The organism is Mesorhizobium sp. M1295, from assembly GCF_040318135.1.
Taxonomy (GTDB): domain Bacteria; phylum Pseudomonadota; class Alphaproteobacteria; order Rhizobiales; family Rhizobiaceae; genus Mesorhizobium.
Map to the genome: position 1 here is coordinate 46822 of NZ_JAMYLU010000020.1, position 15706 is coordinate 62527.

The 15706-nt window shown below is 60.6% G+C and carries 17 protein-coding genes; 7 read left to right on the forward strand and 10 right to left on the reverse strand.

Going from position 1 to position 15706, the window contains the following annotated elements; genetic code table 11:
- Window positions 1-58: 58 nt before the first annotated feature.
- Together NKH29_RS24445 and NKH29_RS24450 are read right to left on the reverse strand one after the other, a co-directional pair.
- Window positions 59-577 (reverse strand): RES family NAD+ phosphorylase, encoded by a 519-nt coding sequence (locus NKH29_RS24445; RefSeq protein ID WP_353000730.1) that lies wholly within the window; start codon window positions 575-577, stop codon window positions 59-61.
- Window positions 574-963, reverse strand: a complete 390-nt coding sequence (locus tag NKH29_RS24450) for an antitoxin Xre/MbcA/ParS toxin-binding domain-containing protein (protein WP_031195508.1) — start codon at window positions 961-963, stop codon at window positions 574-576. The genes NKH29_RS24445 and NKH29_RS24450 overlap by 4 nt, the downstream gene beginning before the upstream one ends.
- Before the next feature lie 45 nt (window positions 964-1008).
- Between NKH29_RS24450 and NKH29_RS24455 the strand changes: the two genes are divergently transcribed.
- Window positions 1009-1248, forward strand: a complete 240-nt coding sequence (locus tag NKH29_RS24455; protein WP_352790366.1) for a hypothetical protein — start codon at window positions 1009-1011, stop codon at window positions 1246-1248.
- Between the two features lie 341 nt (window positions 1249-1589).
- Here NKH29_RS24455 and NKH29_RS24460 read toward each other — a convergent pair whose 3' ends face one another.
- Window positions 1590-2273, reverse strand: coding sequence for a phosphotransferase (locus NKH29_RS24460; RefSeq protein WP_353000732.1), 684 nt, complete (start codon window positions 2271-2273; stop codon window positions 1590-1592).
- Between the two features lie 167 nt (window positions 2274-2440).
- Here NKH29_RS24460 and NKH29_RS24465 point away from each other — a divergent pair, with 167 nt between their 5' ends.
- Window positions 2441-2620, forward strand: a complete 180-nt coding sequence (locus tag NKH29_RS24465) for a hypothetical protein (RefSeq protein WP_023723152.1) — start codon at window positions 2441-2443, stop codon at window positions 2618-2620.
- Window positions 2621-2707: 87 nt separating this feature from the next.
- Here NKH29_RS24465 and NKH29_RS24470 read toward each other — a convergent pair whose 3' ends face one another.
- On the reverse strand, window positions 2708-3274 hold the full coding sequence (locus NKH29_RS24470) for a type II toxin-antitoxin system VapC family toxin (RefSeq protein WP_352496462.1): 567 nt from the start codon (window positions 3272-3274) through the stop codon (window positions 2708-2710).
- Between the two features lies 1 nt (window position 3275).
- Window positions 3276-3695, reverse strand: coding sequence for a hypothetical protein (locus NKH29_RS24475; RefSeq protein WP_353000734.1), 420 nt, complete (start codon window positions 3693-3695; stop codon window positions 3276-3278).
- A 728-nt stretch (window positions 3696-4423) separates the two neighbouring features.
- On the opposite strand from NKH29_RS24475, the gene NKH29_RS24480 reads away from it, so the two are divergent.
- Window positions 4424-5470, forward strand: a complete 1047-nt coding sequence (locus NKH29_RS24480) for an NAD(P)-dependent alcohol dehydrogenase (RefSeq protein ID WP_023723149.1) — start codon at window positions 4424-4426, stop codon at window positions 5468-5470.
- A gap of 243 nt (window positions 5471-5713) precedes the next feature.
- On the opposite strand, the gene NKH29_RS24485 is transcribed toward NKH29_RS24480, so the two are convergent.
- From NKH29_RS24485 to NKH29_RS24505, 5 genes are all read right to left on the reverse strand, one after another.
- Entirely contained in the window at window positions 5714-7231 is a 1518-nt protein-coding gene (locus NKH29_RS24485) for an alpha/beta fold hydrolase (RefSeq protein ID WP_353000735.1), read from the reverse strand.
- Window positions 7232-7248: 17 nt separating this feature from the next.
- The gene (locus NKH29_RS24490) at window positions 7249-7473 is read right to left on the reverse strand and encodes a hypothetical protein (protein ID WP_353000737.1); all 225 of its coding nucleotides are present in this window, start codon (window positions 7471-7473) and stop codon (window positions 7249-7251) included.
- 62 nt (window positions 7474-7535) lie between these two features.
- Window positions 7536-8216, reverse strand: a complete 681-nt coding sequence (locus NKH29_RS24495) for a hypothetical protein (RefSeq protein WP_352848479.1) — start codon at window positions 8214-8216, stop codon at window positions 7536-7538.
- Window positions 8217-8418: 202 nt separating this feature from the next.
- Complete coding sequence (locus NKH29_RS24500) at window positions 8419-10092, reverse strand: LuxR C-terminal-related transcriptional regulator (protein WP_353000739.1); 1674 nt, start codon at window positions 10090-10092, stop codon at window positions 8419-8421.
- Window positions 10093-10895: 803 nt separating this feature from the next.
- Complete coding sequence (locus NKH29_RS24505; protein WP_352817326.1) at window positions 10896-11966, reverse strand: NAD/NADP octopine/nopaline dehydrogenase family protein; 1071 nt, start codon at window positions 11964-11966, stop codon at window positions 10896-10898.
- Between the two features lie 230 nt (window positions 11967-12196).
- On the opposite strand from NKH29_RS24505, the gene NKH29_RS24510 reads away from it, so the two are divergent.
- The 4 genes from NKH29_RS24510 to NKH29_RS24525 are packed head-to-tail and all read left to right on the forward strand — an operon-like array spanning window position 12197 to window position 15685.
- Entirely contained in the window at window positions 12197-13180 is a 984-nt protein-coding gene (locus tag NKH29_RS24510) for a LysR family transcriptional regulator (RefSeq protein ID WP_352484297.1), read from the forward strand.
- Window positions 13177-14646, forward strand: coding sequence for an NAD(P)-binding domain-containing protein (locus NKH29_RS24515; protein ID WP_023723196.1), 1470 nt, complete (start codon window positions 13177-13179; stop codon window positions 14644-14646). The genes NKH29_RS24510 and NKH29_RS24515 overlap by 4 nt, the downstream gene beginning before the upstream one ends.
- Entirely contained in the window at window positions 14643-15125 is a 483-nt protein-coding gene (locus tag NKH29_RS24520; protein WP_023723195.1) for a CMD domain-containing protein, read from the forward strand. Before NKH29_RS24515 ends, NKH29_RS24520 begins: the two co-directional genes overlap by 4 nt.
- On the forward strand, window positions 15122-15685 hold the full coding sequence (locus NKH29_RS24525; RefSeq protein ID WP_352484296.1) for a peroxidase-related enzyme: 564 nt from the start codon (window positions 15122-15124) through the stop codon (window positions 15683-15685). Before NKH29_RS24520 ends, NKH29_RS24525 begins: the two co-directional genes overlap by 4 nt.
- Window positions 15686-15706 lie beyond the last annotated feature (21 nt).

Consider the following 15706-nt stretch of genomic DNA (forward strand, 5'->3'; position numbering starts at 1 on the left):
GAGCGCCAAAAGACTGGTTTTCCGCCATTCGGGCTGCCCCGGAGCCTCCGGGCCTGTTTCATCGCCAGGACAGCTGGTCTTTCGGCAGCCGACCGCTCGGATCGAACACGTTCACTTTGTGCGGAAGATCGGGACCCCAGTCCCATAGCACCAGATTGCGGTCTTCCGTCTCCGCGCCCGGAGCAAAACTCGGCACCAGAATTCCAGCAATGCCTTCAGGCCGCGGCCGGTCATAGATGGACCAGGATGCAGGTCGCTCTCCGTTGCTGAGAGCCGTGGCCCAGGCGCTCCCCATGTCCGCAAGCGTGACAGAAGATTCTCCCCTCCCCTGCTCGGTTGTCAGATCAGTGATGTCCTCGCAGTCCACCTCATAAGAGCACAGCACGCAGGGGTCGATGCGATGCGCGAAGCCCTGGTTGGCTTCCTTGACAGCCGTCATGACGGTCAGCGCCAGATATAGCGCGGGCACACCTTTGGGATTGAATCGAGCGCCCCTGATCGCCGCTCCATCACCGGAACTCGGCTTGAATGCCCAACGTGGATCATGCGCCCTGTAGCAGGTTCCGACAAACCTCAAGCAAAGCCACCCAGGGCCATGTGATCGAGGTAGTCGCGAATAGCAGCGGCCTTGCCGTCCTTCACGAGGGCTTCGGCGGTACGTCCACCGAATGCCGGCAGCGGCTGGGCTCGGTACCAGGCCATGGCCTGTTCCTTGCCTCCCGCCCAATCCGTCACGCGGCTGATGATTTCGAGCATCTCGCGCAGACGCCCCTGCGTCTTTGCCGTGCGGCTGCGCTCCAGCCGATAGAGGGTTTCGCGGGCAAGCCCGGCCGTCTGAGCCAACTGACCCTTGGACATTCCAAAGCTGTCGGCCACCTGGTCAACGGCAATTTTCCCGGCACGGTCCATATAGGACAAAACCAGGGGTTCATTCTGCATGGATTTCTTGAGGGCTTGCCCCATGGAGTTCCTTGTCATATTAGCAGCCGTATTTACTGTGCAAAACATATGGCGCTTTTCGACTGGTTTCAAGCCCCCAAGCGCATGGCGTTGTTTGGCGGCTTCTGGACGCGTGCCCCGGGCGACAGCACCCGCCAGATCTCGTTCAGCGGGCATGTCACCTTCGTCCTCCAGGGAATTCGGTTTCGCAAGGACGGCACACTCGGCAAATTGCACGAAACGCTGACGTTGTCTTTCAAAGACGAAGGCAAGCGGAGGGAGGAGGTTGGTGGCCGATCAAAAGTTTGAGCGATATCCTCGTGATGTGTGCGATTGGCGCCGCGAGCAGTTGGTTCGGTGTCTCGCGACACTCCGGCGCATGGTAGACAAACCCCGATTAGGAAACGAACGTCCGTCCCGACGGAGGGACTGCGCGATTCAGATGTCCGGATCGTCGAGAATGCGAGAGATCGTGCTGCGCCCCAGCGCACTCATGGCGGGGTTGGTGCGATGGTAGTACCAGACGAGACCCATTGCCTGCTGGAATGCCCAAGCAACACCACGCTTCCACCAAAGATCTTCAACCTGAAGGGCGCACCGAAAGGTCGCTCTTCGCTCGCGGTCTAGAAGATGCCACGCGACTACCAAATCTAGCGACGGGTCGGCTGGTCCGAAACTGCCGCCATCAAGCACTCCGACAAGACGCCCGCCCGCACGAGAAGGTTTGCTGGGATAAGGTCCCTATGAGTCATCACGACAGGCCCAGCGGATGGCAACGCCCGGAAGCGAGTCCACAAATCGCGCAGTCGAGCCACATCAAGAAGGCCCTCGCTGTTTTCAAAGCAAACACTCATCCAATCGTCATGATCGAAGAGATGTCCACCACGTCCTTGCCCGTCGAAGCGTCGGCCCCGTGTGTCCGCTTGGCGCAACGATGCCACGAGGTGTACAAGGTCTAGGGCGAACGTCGTCGATCCACTTAGCCCGTGCGGCGTGGCAACCTCGCCTTCGATCCAAGTTTGTAACGCCCATGGCATTGGGTAGTGAGGACCTGGCTCGCCGAGCCCAATCGGTTGAGGCGTCGGAAATAAGCAATGTTCCCCAATCTCGACCATGGCAGCGGCCTCTGACCGAAGCATATTGGCGCATTCGGTCGGATTCATCGCCCTCAGTGGGAACCGCGCCGTGCTCTTCGAGCCAATGCGGAAGATGACATTGACGGTTCCCGACGATCTAACTGAGGTGATGTCTTCATGACGATACTGGGGAAACTGGTCGCGGATCATCTGGCGGGCGATATCGATGTCGATATCCACCTGGTCGTCATGCATCATGAGTTCTCGTCCTGCCGAGCTCGAATATGCGCAGCACCCGAGGCATTCCACACTCTTGTCCTACCTCCACCGATGCCATCAAAATCTTCCTTGCGGCGCTTCGCTTGGCATAGATGCCGACGCCCAGAAATTTTCGCCACGATACCTCAGCCCGGCGATCGCGGTCTATGAGCATCAAGCAGAGGTCCCCCTATTCCCAGGGAGTAAACCGTGGCGACGCGCAGATCGCCGGCGGCCTCGGCAGCATGATGGATGCGTCGATGTCGGGCCACGTCGGCAATGTCGACAATCGCGAGCGCGATGGTGAGTGTCTTTGCTTCAGCACGCCGCGAATGACCGGACGGTAGATCCCAGATCAGGAACCGATTGATAGGATTCTTGTGCTCCGGGACGCTAAGCAGAGCTTGCAAATGATGGTGTCCCGGGCGTGACGATCAGGCTTGCCGGTAAAACAGCGCCCGTCCGGTCGGAATTAGCTGAAGAAGATAATCGAAGTCGCTGATGTTCGCTGTGAGTACCGTGAACCCTAGCTTCTGCGCCTGCAGGAACAAGACACAATCCTGAAGCGCGCGGAGGCGAGCATCTTTCTGGTAGCCCTGAAGGCGGCACATGATGCCGGACAGCAGCGCAGCTTTTCCAAGCACGTCCGTATCCGGTGCGAAGACACGATGCGGGTGCATGCCGCGAACGGTAGCGCCAATCTGTTTGATTGCAGTCTTTGTACCGGGATGCTTGGGGTCCAGCACGCCGACGGTGTGCATGAGTTTCTGGATGGCAACCGTCGAATGATTACTCAGTCTGAGATCGAGCAGATCGGCGACAACATCCGGGGCGTGGCTCTGCAAACCATCAATGTAGACACAGGTATCGAGCATCAGCTCTTGCCCCGCCTCGGCAGTATCACCGAGGAACGGAAGGTCGTCGTCCTTGCGGCGAGACAGCCTTTCCTGAGGATCGAATCGTGCCCAGCGGACAGAACTGGCAAAATCAAAGTCAGTCAACTCAGAACCCGAGCTTAAGCGTCGGATCGACGGTGCCTCTCGTCTTTCTGAACGTCTGTCCGAAATTGTCGTCGAGGGCGACATTGGCGAGGGCGAATTCGATCAAGTCGGTGTCAGTCTTGATCCCGGTCTGCTTCTTGGCTTTTTCGATCAGCGCCGGACTGATACGACCACCGATCCGCGTGCTCTTCTCACCCAGCAGACCAGAACCTTCCGCCGCCTTCATGACGGCCTCAACACGGGTTCTGCTGACCGCGACAGACTTGCCGGTCTTTGTTGCCCGACCAGTCTTCGGAAGTGGCTCGCCGGCCTTCCTCGTCATTTCGATTATACCGGCCATACCGGCGCGCTTCTGAATGGCAAATCTCCCTTGCCGTTCCGCGCCACCACCCGTGTGTTTCTTCCTCGCTGCCTTCGCCATGACGCAGCCTCCAATGTCTGACATTTCACGATTTCGTCCAACATAACATGATTGAGACAATTTTCAAGGAGCCACCGAAATGCGGCGACGGCTGGCGGTCTCGGAAGCCCGGCAGGGCGAACGCCTGGATGCGATGCTTCTCGCCGACGCCGTGCGGCGCGCCTATGCGAGCGCGGCCACAGTCGGTTCCTCAGCGAGCGCGCCGCTGCCCTCTATGAGGGAAACGGCTTCGTGCGGCTGCCGGACTCCCTCCGGCTGGTCCTACCGATGCACGCAATCCAGCAACTGGTGGAGCCATGATCGACGCAGCACCTACATCGCCTAACGTCAGGCGCTCTGTCGCTCGGGCGGCCAAAGCCGGGCGACAATGCCGCAAAATCGCGTCACCGCATCCCTTGTTGCGCCGCTTCGCCAAAACAGAACCGAAAAATGGGCGACTTTTGTGTGCACCGAGCGTGCACGTCGCCCTCTAAACACTGGGTTCCTGTCCTGTTGCCAACCCATCACTGGATACCTCAGAGCACGCTGGATGATCCAAACGCTAATTCCGCAGCGTCATGGTCGGCCTTCAAAGCCCTTGGCCGGGAAGTTGGTACGCATAGTCGGAATCAAGCAACACCCTTCCGAACTGGATTTTGAAGCCGCGGATAAGCGGCTATGATGAGCGTGCCGAATGCAAGTAAGGTCGAGGAGGCCTCGAACAATCGGCATTAGAGGAGATTACGTCGATGACGAACGTTCGCGCCCTTGTCCTTGAACGCCAGCACGAACTCAAGCTGCGCGACATCGACTTGCCGCAGACGGTTGGCCCGGGCGAAGTGCGCATCAAGATCCATACGGTGGGCATCTGCGGTTCCGACGTGCATTACTACACGCATGGCCGCATCGGCCCGTTCGTGGTCGAGGCGCCGATGGTCTTGGGTCACGAAGCCGCTGGCACCGTCGTCGAAACAGGCGAAGGCGTCGAGCATCTGAAGGTCGGCGACCGCGTCTGTATGGAGCCGGGCATCCCCGACCCGAATTCGCGAGCGAGCCGGCTCGGCCTCTACAACATCGACCCGGCTGTCAGATTCTGGGCAACGCCGCCGATCCACGGCGTGTTGACACCCTATGTCGTTCACCCCGCCAACTACACTTTTAAACTGCCCGATAATGTCAGCTTCGCCGAAGGCGCCATGGTGGAGCCTTTCGCTGTCGGGTTGCAGGCGGCTGCCAAAGCAAAGATCGCGCCGGGCGACACGGCGGTGGTGATTGGCGCAGGGCCGATCGGCACGATGGTGGCGATCGCTGCGCTCGCCGGCGGCTGTGCCCGCGCCATTGTTGCAGATCTCGCCCAACCCAAGCTCGACATCGCCGGCGGCTATCAAGGTGTGATCCCGGTCAACATCCGCGACAAGAGCCTGGCGGCGGAGGTAAAGCGCCTGACCGACGGCTGGGGCGCCGACGTCGTCTTCGAATGCTCGGGCTCGTCCAAGGCATGGGAGACCCTGCTCGATCTGCCGCGGCCCGGTGGCGCGGCGGTGGTGGTCGGCCTGCCCGTGGCGCCTGTGGCGCTCGACATTGCCACGGCCTCGACCAAGGAAGTCCGTATCGAGACCGTTTTCCGCTATGCCCACCAATATGAGCGGGCAATCGCGCTGATGGGGTCGGGCCGGGTCGACCTGAAGCCACTCATTTCGGCGACCTTCCCCTTCGAAGATTCCATCACCGCCTTCGACCGCGCAGTGGAAGCCCGGCCGGCGGACGTAAAGCTTCAGATCCGATTGCCGGATTAAGGGGACGCTGTTTTCTACAGCTCGCCGACTAGGAAGCGATCCATAACGGCAGCCATGACAGCCGCGGCTGGTTCGCCAACCCATATGTCTCGTATCATCTCGTATGGTCCGGCGAACCCTAGGATAAAACCCAGAAACGACTTCGTCGCACCTTGCGCTCCTCCAGGCCCCGGGGCAGGAGTTCGAATCTGTTCGGGCGCGCCACCTTCTCGGCCACCATCCTCCGGTCCATCGCCCGCGCGGTCATTTGGTCCCGATGCCAATATTGACGGGGTTTCTCAGAATGGCCGAAGCGTCATCGCCGGCCCGTTCGCGCACCATGCGATCGAGCGTCTGGCGAATGACCGCGCGCTCGCCTTCGCTCAACGCGAGGCTGCCAAGCACTTCCTCGACAATCGGATTGCTCCATACGATCCAATCCCATAGCTCAGCACCTGACTTGAACGCCGTGCTCTCGGTGATCATCTCGACATTGACGCCGTTCAGTCCAGCCTTTGCCAGTTCGCGGGCAAGCCGCTCCGGATCGCTGAGCTGAAACGGCAGTGGCGGCGGATCCATTGGCGGACCATTAAACTCCGGGCGTACCGATTGAACGGCCCCAACCAAGAAAGTGAGGAAGTCAATTCGATGCGGGTCGCCATAGGCAATGACCAGCACCCGCCCTCCAGGTTTGACAACCCGCGTCATCTCCCGAATGCCCATCGGCATGTCGGGAAAGAGCATGACCCCAAACTGAGATCCCGCCACGTCGAAGCTGTCGTCGACAAAGGCAAGCGCATGCCCGTCCATTACGCGGGCGTCAATTTCCAGGCTTTCGCGGCTGGCGCGCTCTCGCAGCAGGCGGAGCATGACGGGCGACTGGTCGACGGCGACTACCTCGGCACCGATCCGAGCTGCCGGGATACTGAGCGCGCCGCTGCCGGATGCAATGTCAAGAAGGCACATACCTGGGCGGAGCCCTGCCCTGGCCAGACTCTCATTGCCAAGCCACATCTGTGTTTCGGTATTCGTCCGATCGTAACCCGAGGCAATTCGGTCCCAAGCCTCACGTGTGTCCGGCAGCGCCTGAGGAGTCGCGGATCCGGCTGCGGCAAGCGCAGCCCGCAGCACCTTTACAAATTCGGCAGGCTGCTCGATCGGCGGATCATCGGCGGCGCCGTCGATAATGTGGAGCGGCCACCCATATCGGACGCTCGCCGCTTCCGCTACAGGCAATGGGGTGGCAAGATCGTGCCGCCCCCAGATCAGGAAGGTCGGGATTCTGATGCGCGCTAGTTCCTCTGATGGGATTGCGGGAAATCCGAACTGCTCCATCAGACCTTGCTGGGTCGGCTTCAACGCCGGCGCCTGCGCGCGATCGAGATTGTAGGCTCGCAGCCGCTCCCAGTTCTCGCCCATATGATCACGCACCGTGTCGAGGTCGAAGGCGCATTGCTGCCAGAGGCGGTCATGGCTTTCCGGACTTGGCTCCGTGATGAACGCGGCGAGGGCCGCACCGAATTCAGGCGCCGGCTGAAACGGCGCAAGGCCGAGCGCGTCCGACAGCACCAAGCAGCGGAGCTGGCTACCGTGCTTGGCGGCAAAGCGAGCAGCAATTGCGGCGCCGAGAATTTGGCCGACAAGAATGGGCGGTGTTGGGCAGGTGCGTTCGATGAGTTCGCCAAGCCACGCGAGAACACGATCGGGATGAATCGGACCCTCGACGGTCCCCGACGTGCCGTGGCCCGGCAGATCGGGCGCGATTACGTGATGCGTTCTCACAAGCTCCGGAAGAATTCTCAGCCACTTTGCTGCATGTTCTCCTGTTCTCCTGGGCCATGCAACAGCACGATCGGTGATCCCGCGCCCCCGTCCAGTAGCACGGTCGAGATGCCGGCCAATTCGAGCCGCCGTTCGGCGATCGACAGCCCGGTGAGCAGGCGCTTGCGCGCAGCTTCTCCGGATATGCGGTTCGATTCAATTGCCGCCGGGGTGGCGGTGTAGTCTTCAACGTGAGTCATCATGGCCTCCCTCATGTTGATAGGGCGATTTCGTCTTGCACATGCCGCCTGGCCTCTTGGGTTGCTCACGTGCTAGAGCGCGAGCTGCGAGCGGTTGACACGCTGATCTCGGTTCGCGCGAGCCCCAATCCGAACCACAACGTCCAAAGGGCCATCACGAAAGACGAAGCAACCCAGACGAGGCTGCCCAGCCAGATGCCGAACCACATGCCCAACGGCCAGCCGGCAAAGGCAGCAAGCCCAGCCACAACTCCGACCAGTGACGCCCAGGACGGCGTTATCTGTTGCCGGCTCAGCGCCTCATTGCCGGCGATCACGACAACCGCCAGACACAGGAACATGAATCCGTTGGCCTTGCCTTCGGCGAACGCCCACCAGGCCGTGAAGCGCGCCATATCGTTGGCGGCGGCGGCATCGGCGACGGTGGTGGCCTCGGCCACGGCGGTGGTCATCGTCCAGAGGGCGCCGACCGGCACCACCGCCCAGGCGGATAGGGTCCACCAGTGTTCGGTCAGGCGAGAGCCCGCGGTCAACACGATCAGGCTCGCGACGACGAACAGCGACAGTGCTGCCGCGGCGGCCCAATGCACGACCACCCACAGGGTGACGTTGTTGGCGATGATGTGCATTTGAAGGGCGAGGTCGGGATGAATCGGCCCGTGACCGACCAGGACGAAACCTAAGAGTACAGAAGCAATCGCAAGCCAGGCGCCCGCGACCCGCATCCTGGTATCGGTACGTGACATCGCTTCCTCCTTTCATTGTGGCCGGATGTTTGCAGCGCGATCACCGAGTCCGTCCTGCAGTCTGCAGGCGAGTTGCGCCGAGGCGCCGCGCATCCATAGCCGACAGGTGCAAGCTTAGGCCGGAAGGGAAGGCGGCGCTTCGGGCGAACTACCCAATCGGCGCCGACGATGCATGGGTGATTCCACCCATTGCCGGGCACGCTCAGACTAGGCGGTGCTCGTAGGCCCAAGCGGTGGCGGCGGTGCGAGTGGGGACGTCGAGCTTGTTGAAGATATTGCTTGCGTGCCTGTCCACTGTCTTTCCGCTCAAATGCAGTTCGTTGGCGATTTCCTTGTTGGTTTTGCCAGAAGCGATCAGGCGGAGGACTTGCAACTCGCGGGCAGAGAGACCGCTGGCTTCCTCCGACCGCATGTCAAGCAGAGCATCGATGCGAGAAACGTCGGGCGTGGCACCAAGCTGCTGAAATACTGTCCGTGCTGCCTGCAGCTCCAGTGTCGCGCCGTCTTCGTCACCGAGGGCGCGGCATGCCAGGCCCATGATGACCCGTACGCGCGCTGCTTCGTATGGCGCGTCGACTTGCTGCCACTCCTCTATTGCCCGGCGCAGACAAATCGCCGCGGCCTGCGCTTCGCCTTCTGCCAGTTCCACCGCTCCCCGCGCGTGGGCGGCAAGGGCGCGCAACGGTTCGGTCCCGTAGCTTTCTGCAACGTCCGCCAGTTCGTGGCAGGCACGCCGTGCTTCCTCGATGTCGTCAGCCGCCAGCATGATCTCGACGTGAGCTGGCAGCAGCCGAATGCGCTTCACTTGGTCGGTCGTCGCGGCCATGACGCGCCGGATTGCGGCCACAGCCGCATCGATGTGCCTTTCGGCCAACCGCAACAGGGCAAGGCCCGGCTGCGGTTCGAAGCCATATTGGCTTGCACTCCGATATGCCTGTTCGGCCGCTTCAAAGTCTCCACGGAGGCGGTGTACTTCCGCCAACTGGTACCACGCCCCAGCCGTATCTTTTCGATTATTTGACTGCGTCAAACGCTCCACGGCATGCTGCGCTTCGTCGATTGCGTCCTGCCATGCGCCGCTGAGCCGTTTAATTTCAGCGCGATGCATCAGGCAGGTGCCGCTAAAACTGATCAGCTGGGGCTGTTCCGAGCACCATCGCCCCAGAGCGGAAGTCCATTCGCGTGCGCGACCCAGAGCATGGACTTGCTGACACGCTTCGATCACGCTGCAGTAGATCAGGCCGGTAAGCAGCGGCGACAATTCGCCGGCCGTGACCGAAACCACCGCCTCATCGAGAAGCGCGAAACCTTCTGTGGTCCGCCGCTGACGTAACAGAACACGGCCCTGCAGGTGCCGCGCACAGGCAACGAGATCCGCGTCCGCAAAGCGCTCGCCAATCTCGACTGCGCCGCTGGCCGCAGCGTAGGCTGCCTCAAGGTTGCCCGCAGCAAGATTCTGTTCGACGTGGGGCAGCATCAGGTAACCCTGTTCGACACAATCATGTGGCTCGCGTTCGAGCAGTCGATGGGCCCGTCCAAACCAGCCGGTCGCCGGAGCCATCTCCCCACGAAAGACAAGACGCAGGCCCAGCCAGAAGGCGCAGCGGGCGGCGCGATGGTATTCGCCAGCGTCGAGATATGCATGATGGGTTCGCTCCAAGGCCCGCAGGTACTCCTCGTCGCGCCCAGTCAAATAGGCCGACATCGCCAGCCGTTCGAGATCATCCACAGCAAGCGGAGCCGTCTCATCGGCGTGCGAGAGGAACCTATAGGCGTCGCCCCACGCCCTTTCTTCGTAAGCCTCACGACCGAGAGCGAGCTGATCCGTCTCTTCCAGGGAGCCGCTGTTGCATTGCTGTCGATCTGAGCTGCCCATCCCATTGGCTCCGCAGACGAACAGAAATCCTAGCCATCAATGGCTACTTTCCGAGGCGGAGTATAGCATGCTCGAAAATGAATGAACGGAAATGCACTTAAGCGCTCCGAATGAGAGCGTTCCGGACGACAGCAAACGGGTCGGATCGCGACGCTCGTCGCACAAGATGCAAATGTCGTCTCATGACGCGACCAAGCCGTCCGACGACCTGCCGCGCAACGGGCCGACCTTATCCTCCCTCCTGACCTTACCATCTGCGGCCGGTGATCTGGCGCGATCTCATGCAGCAAGTGCTCGCTATGTTATCGGAGTAGGCTAGGCGCAACCAAAAGCTGCTACTTGCGAAACCTCGACGAGTGGTAGACCACGATCTCCTCACCCGCCTCTTCCGATTGTCAGTAGCCCACAACAAGTCAATGAAATCAAAAGCGATGCGTGCAGGTTCGCCATCTTGGACTTGGCTAACCGAGGGCACAAATAACCTCTAACACGTTGATAAATAACGACAATGGTGGGCCCGGAGCGACGTGGTCTTTTCAACGAAAACAACTACTTAGCGGGTGGTTAGCCTAACCATATCCTTCGTATGTTCTCGCATTTGGTGGCGAAACTAGTGACGACAACTCCGAATGAGGACCGGCTCAACAACAATGGAGAGAGGCCTAAGTCCGGCGGCTCAGTGTCAGAGGCGCGGACGAAACGTTTCAAGGAATGCCGAAACCATGTCCTGCTCGCCGGCGCATTGCCGGCTTATCGGGTATATTGGCTATGCTGACTTCCACTGTTTCCATTGTGAAGAGTTGTTAGAATCCCTTACGGCAAAGGTTTTCAAGATCGGCTTTTGCCATTCCCTCGATGCCGACCGCAGGAAGAATATCATTATCTGCCTTGAGATCGCGACCACAAGCTGCCGATAATATCGAAACTCCGGACTCGTGGAGTATCGCCGGTTTCCCCGTTAGCTTCCCCAGTAGTACGGTCGGCAGCAGTCCGAACGGAACATCCTCTAGAATATAGCGGCTTTCGATGGTTGTCGGGCCAAAGCCGCCACGGCCTTGGCGCTCCATCTCCTGGTTCATCTCCGAAACGGTTCCCATCGGAACATGGAACGACAGTGAAAAATGCTCTCTGACGGTGCGAACGGCGATGCTGAAATGGGCCGCGATGGCCAGCCGCTCGGCATCCAGAGCCTCGATAAGACGGCCGACGGCGGGAGTGACGTTTCCCCCCTGGCTCCATTGCTCGGCCTTCTCCATGCGTGTCAGGTTAAGAAGCGCAATACCTAGATGGTTTTGCGGGTTGAGGTTGCTGAGCGCGATCGCAAGCATCCCGTCGCGCTGGACGAAACGATCGCCGAACAAGGTCGTGCAAAGTTCGTGTCCTTGATCCTGGTAACTGAAAGGCAGCGTCGCCACGTCAAGCTTCTGGCGAATGGTGGTGACATGGACTTCGGTTGGTCCGAGCTGGCGGCCAGTCAATAGTGTTGTGCCCCAAACGACGATCGGCAACGAGACCTTGCGTTCGGCCAACCGCTTGGAGAGATAAAGCGCCGAGAACGAACAATGCGAACTGATGATGACCGGGATTCCATCAATCAGATGGGGGGCGGCGGCATCCATCACCATCTTGTGGCCGTAGGCCGGAAGCGCAATCACCACCACGTCCGCGTTGGCGACGGCATCCGTGCAATCCTTGGCAATGCGCACCAGCACCGTCGCGTCTATATCCCCTGTGGCTTTCAATAATTCACCCGCAGCCAACGCCCTGGTGCGCTGTCCCGACGGTGACCAAAGCGTTGGCGAATGTCCCGATCCTGCCAAATACGCGGCAAGGCCATAAGCAATTGCTCCGGCGCCCAGAATACTCACGCGCATAATATTCCTCCTGTTGCTGGCTTTGTGGTTCGAGAATCCTTGCCGTCGTCACACATGAAAGTTTTCATCAGGAGGTTCCGCAAGCCGGAGTCGCGTCTGCCGTCCTCGTCCGCCTCCGCCAGGGATTCCGGCTCTGAAGCCGGCCAAATGCACAAAGCCGCAACGAACATTAGTTTCCGCTTGACATATATCAAAAACGAATGAGACGATGTCAATCATACGGATTGCGCATGAAGGAGACCATGGAAACCCGGGACCTTCAGACTTTTCTTGCGGTTGCCGCCAGCGGCAGCATCACCAAGGCGGCTGACATGCTCGGGCGCTCCCAACCTGCGGTGACACGCACGATTCAGGATCTCGAGGCCGAGCTTGGCTTCGAATTGCTGCACCGGATCGGCCGACGGGTGCAGTTGTCTGAAGAGGGAGTCGCCTTTGAAGAGGAAGCGCGGCGCCTGCTGATGTCCTTCACCGAACTCGCAGCGCGAGCCAAAATGATCGCCGCCGGCAGGGGACGGATCCTGCAGATTGTCACAACATCTGCGATCGGGACCGGCTTGATCCCGACGGCCCTGGCCGAGCTCCAAGGTGCCGAGCTTCCACACGAGACGCATCTCGGGCAATTTCTTCCTTCGATCGTAGCCCAGGAGGTGCGCAGCGGACGCGCCGAGATCGGGTTTTCAAGCCTGCCGCTCGATACGCCCGGACTGGATGTTCTACGGCTGTACTCGGCGCCTGACGTCGCTGCCGTGCGGGAGGACGATCCGCTGGCTGAACTTGATGTCGTGCCGCTTTCGGGTTTTGCCGGCCGCCGCGTCGCCACGCTGCTCAATCCACTGCGTTTTCAGTTGCACGTCGCCAAAGCGCTGGCGGCTCGCGGCATCGACACCGGCCCAGTGATCCGGACCAATACTGCCTATGGCGCGTTGCAGATCGTGCGTCAGACTGGGGTCGCGGCTGTCATCGATCCCCTCACGGCATACGGCGTGCCCCTGCCCGGTGTCGTCATTCGCCCTCTCGACGTAACCGTTCTCTTTTATTGGGGTGTTGTGGCTGCCGCAAACCGTCCCCTTCGTCCAGTTGCGCAGGCGCTGATGGATGCGGTCGAAGCGGTGGCTGAACGGTCGATCGCCGGTTTCAGGAAACTCGATCCAGCTTTGGCCGGCCAATTGGTCACCGATCCCGCCTCGGGCACAAATAACGGGACGGGAATATGAAGCATATTCCCACCCCGGCAGCATCGAGCGGCCTTGCCGCGCTGGAAGCCCAGCTCGCGCAGGATCTCGACTTTCTCGAGCTGCCCGCCAAGCCTTGGGTCCCCAAGCGCACGCACGATAGCGCCCCGGTCCGTGACGTCGTTGTCATTGGCGCCGGCATGTGCGGACTTGCTGCTACGGCAAAGCTTGTGCTGACCGGGATAACCAATGTCGTTGCCTACGATGCGGCTCCGGCCGGGCTCGAAGGACCATGGGTAACTTTTGCGCGTATGCAGACGCTGCGCTCGCCGAAAACCCTCCACGGTCCGTCGCTCGGGCTGCCGCAGCTCACGTTCCGCGCCTGGTTTACGGCACAATGGGGACCTGAGGCCTGGCAGTCGCTGGACAAAATCCCCAAGGGCCAGTGGATGGACTACCTGGTCTGGTACCGGAAGGTTCTTGGTCTGCCGGTGCGCAACAGCGTGCGCATGACCGGCGTCGCAGCCGTTGGTGATCTGATTGCAATCGATATCGAGGGCGCGGAAGCCGGCCGGGTTCTCACCCGTCGCCTCGTTCTGGCCACCGGTCGGTCCGGTCTCGGCGGTTTTGCCGTGCCCGATTTCCTCAGGGGCATCGATCGCGCCTATTGGGCCCATTCTGCCGACGACATCGATTTCGACGCACTGAAAGGTAAGCGTGTGGCGGTTATCGGCGCCGGTGCCTCTTCGATGGACAATGCCGCGACGGCGCTCGAGGCCGGAGCCGGCTCGGTCGACATGTTGATCCGGCGCAAGGAAATGCCGCGCATCAACAAGCTGACCGGCATAGGCAGCCAGGGCGTTGTACATGGCATTTATCACCTGCCCGATGCCTGGAAGTGGAAATTCTTCGACTATACCGCCTCGACCCAAACACCGCCGCCGCGTTCATCGACGCTTCGGGTGTCTCGTCGTGCGAATGCCCGGTTCTTTCTCGACTGCGGCATAGTCGCGGTAAAGGAAGATGCCGAAGGCCTTCTGGTCGAAACCACACAAGGGCCGATGCGCTACGATTTCATGATCGCGGCAACCGGCTTTTCAAACGATTTCAGCGACCGCCCGGAATTTGCAGCACTCGCCCCACACATCCGCACCTGGTCGGATGGCCGATATACACCGGATATGGGGCCGGCTCGTACAGGCATGTCGGAGGCGCCAGATCTCGGTCCCGCCTTCGAATTTCGCGAACACGTTCCCGGCTCCTGCCCGATGCTAGCACATATCCACTGCTTCAACGATGCCGCCATGCTGACCCACGGCAAGGTCTCCGGCGATATCCCGGCCGTCAGTGCCGGTGCCGACCGTCTGGTCCGCGGCATTGCCGCGTCGCTGTTTGCCGAAGATGTCGAAACCCACTTCGCCAATCTGATCGCCTACGACACGCCCGAGCTTCTGGGCGACGAATGGGTCGATTCAACACCCTTGCTGCATAAGGAGGCCGCGCTGTGATCGACGCAATGGACAAGGCCGCCGGTATTTCGCCGAACGATGCACTTTTCGCTGCGCGGCGGTTTCGGCCCGAATTTGTGCAAGGGGCGGAGGAATGTCGCCTCTCCGTCCTGCAGCCGGCAAACGATCAGGGGCTGGCGCCGAATTTGAGGGTTGCTCTGGCCCGTCGCATGGCCGCTCTGAATGCCGATCCCGTCCTGATGGCCGAATATGATGTGCAACTGGCCCAACTTGGTCCGACAGAGCAGCTCAGGGCATTGGCTCGGGGCGAAACGGATCTCGATGAGCCATTGGCGACCATCGCCCGTCACGTCGACCTGATCACGCTGATGCCGAAAAAGGCGGAGGCGAGCCACATCGCCCTCCTCGCTGCGGCCGGACTGAACAATCCTCAGATCGTCGCACTCTCCGAACTGATTGCGTTCGTCAATTTTCAGACCCGAGTGGCGACCGGTCTGCGATTGTTGAGGTTGGCATGATTTCCTCTGTTCGCCTGAAGCCGCTCAATTGGCATCCCCACATCGCACCGGTCGAGCTCTCCGAGGCCACGCCGGAACAGCTCGAAGCGATGAAGGTCACGCCATCGGCCAAGAAAGTTTCGGAGTATGTGCGCACCCTTGTGCATGATCCCGAGAGCTATCTTGCCCGCACCGTCTTGTTCAACGCGATCATGTATGTCGAAGGCGGGCTTGCCCGTCGCGACCGCGAACTTGGCGCATTGGGTGCCTCGATCGTCAATGGCTGCAAATTCTGCGCCGTTGTTCACGCCCGCCGCCATGCAGAGCTGACCAAGAGCGATGATGTGGTCACCGCGCTTTATCTCGACAAACCCGAGGCGCTCGGGCCGCGCGATGCGGCAATCTACAGCTTTGCCCGCCGTCTGTCGGCGGCGCCGTCGGAAGCAACGGTAGACGACATCGCCTCGCTGCGTGCCGTGGGCATGAATGATGCCGAGATCATCGACCTTGTCCACGCCATAGCGATCTTCGGCTGGGCAAACCGGCTGATGCACGTTCTCGGCCACGCGGAGAGCGGATGATGACGTCGCATACGGTCAAAG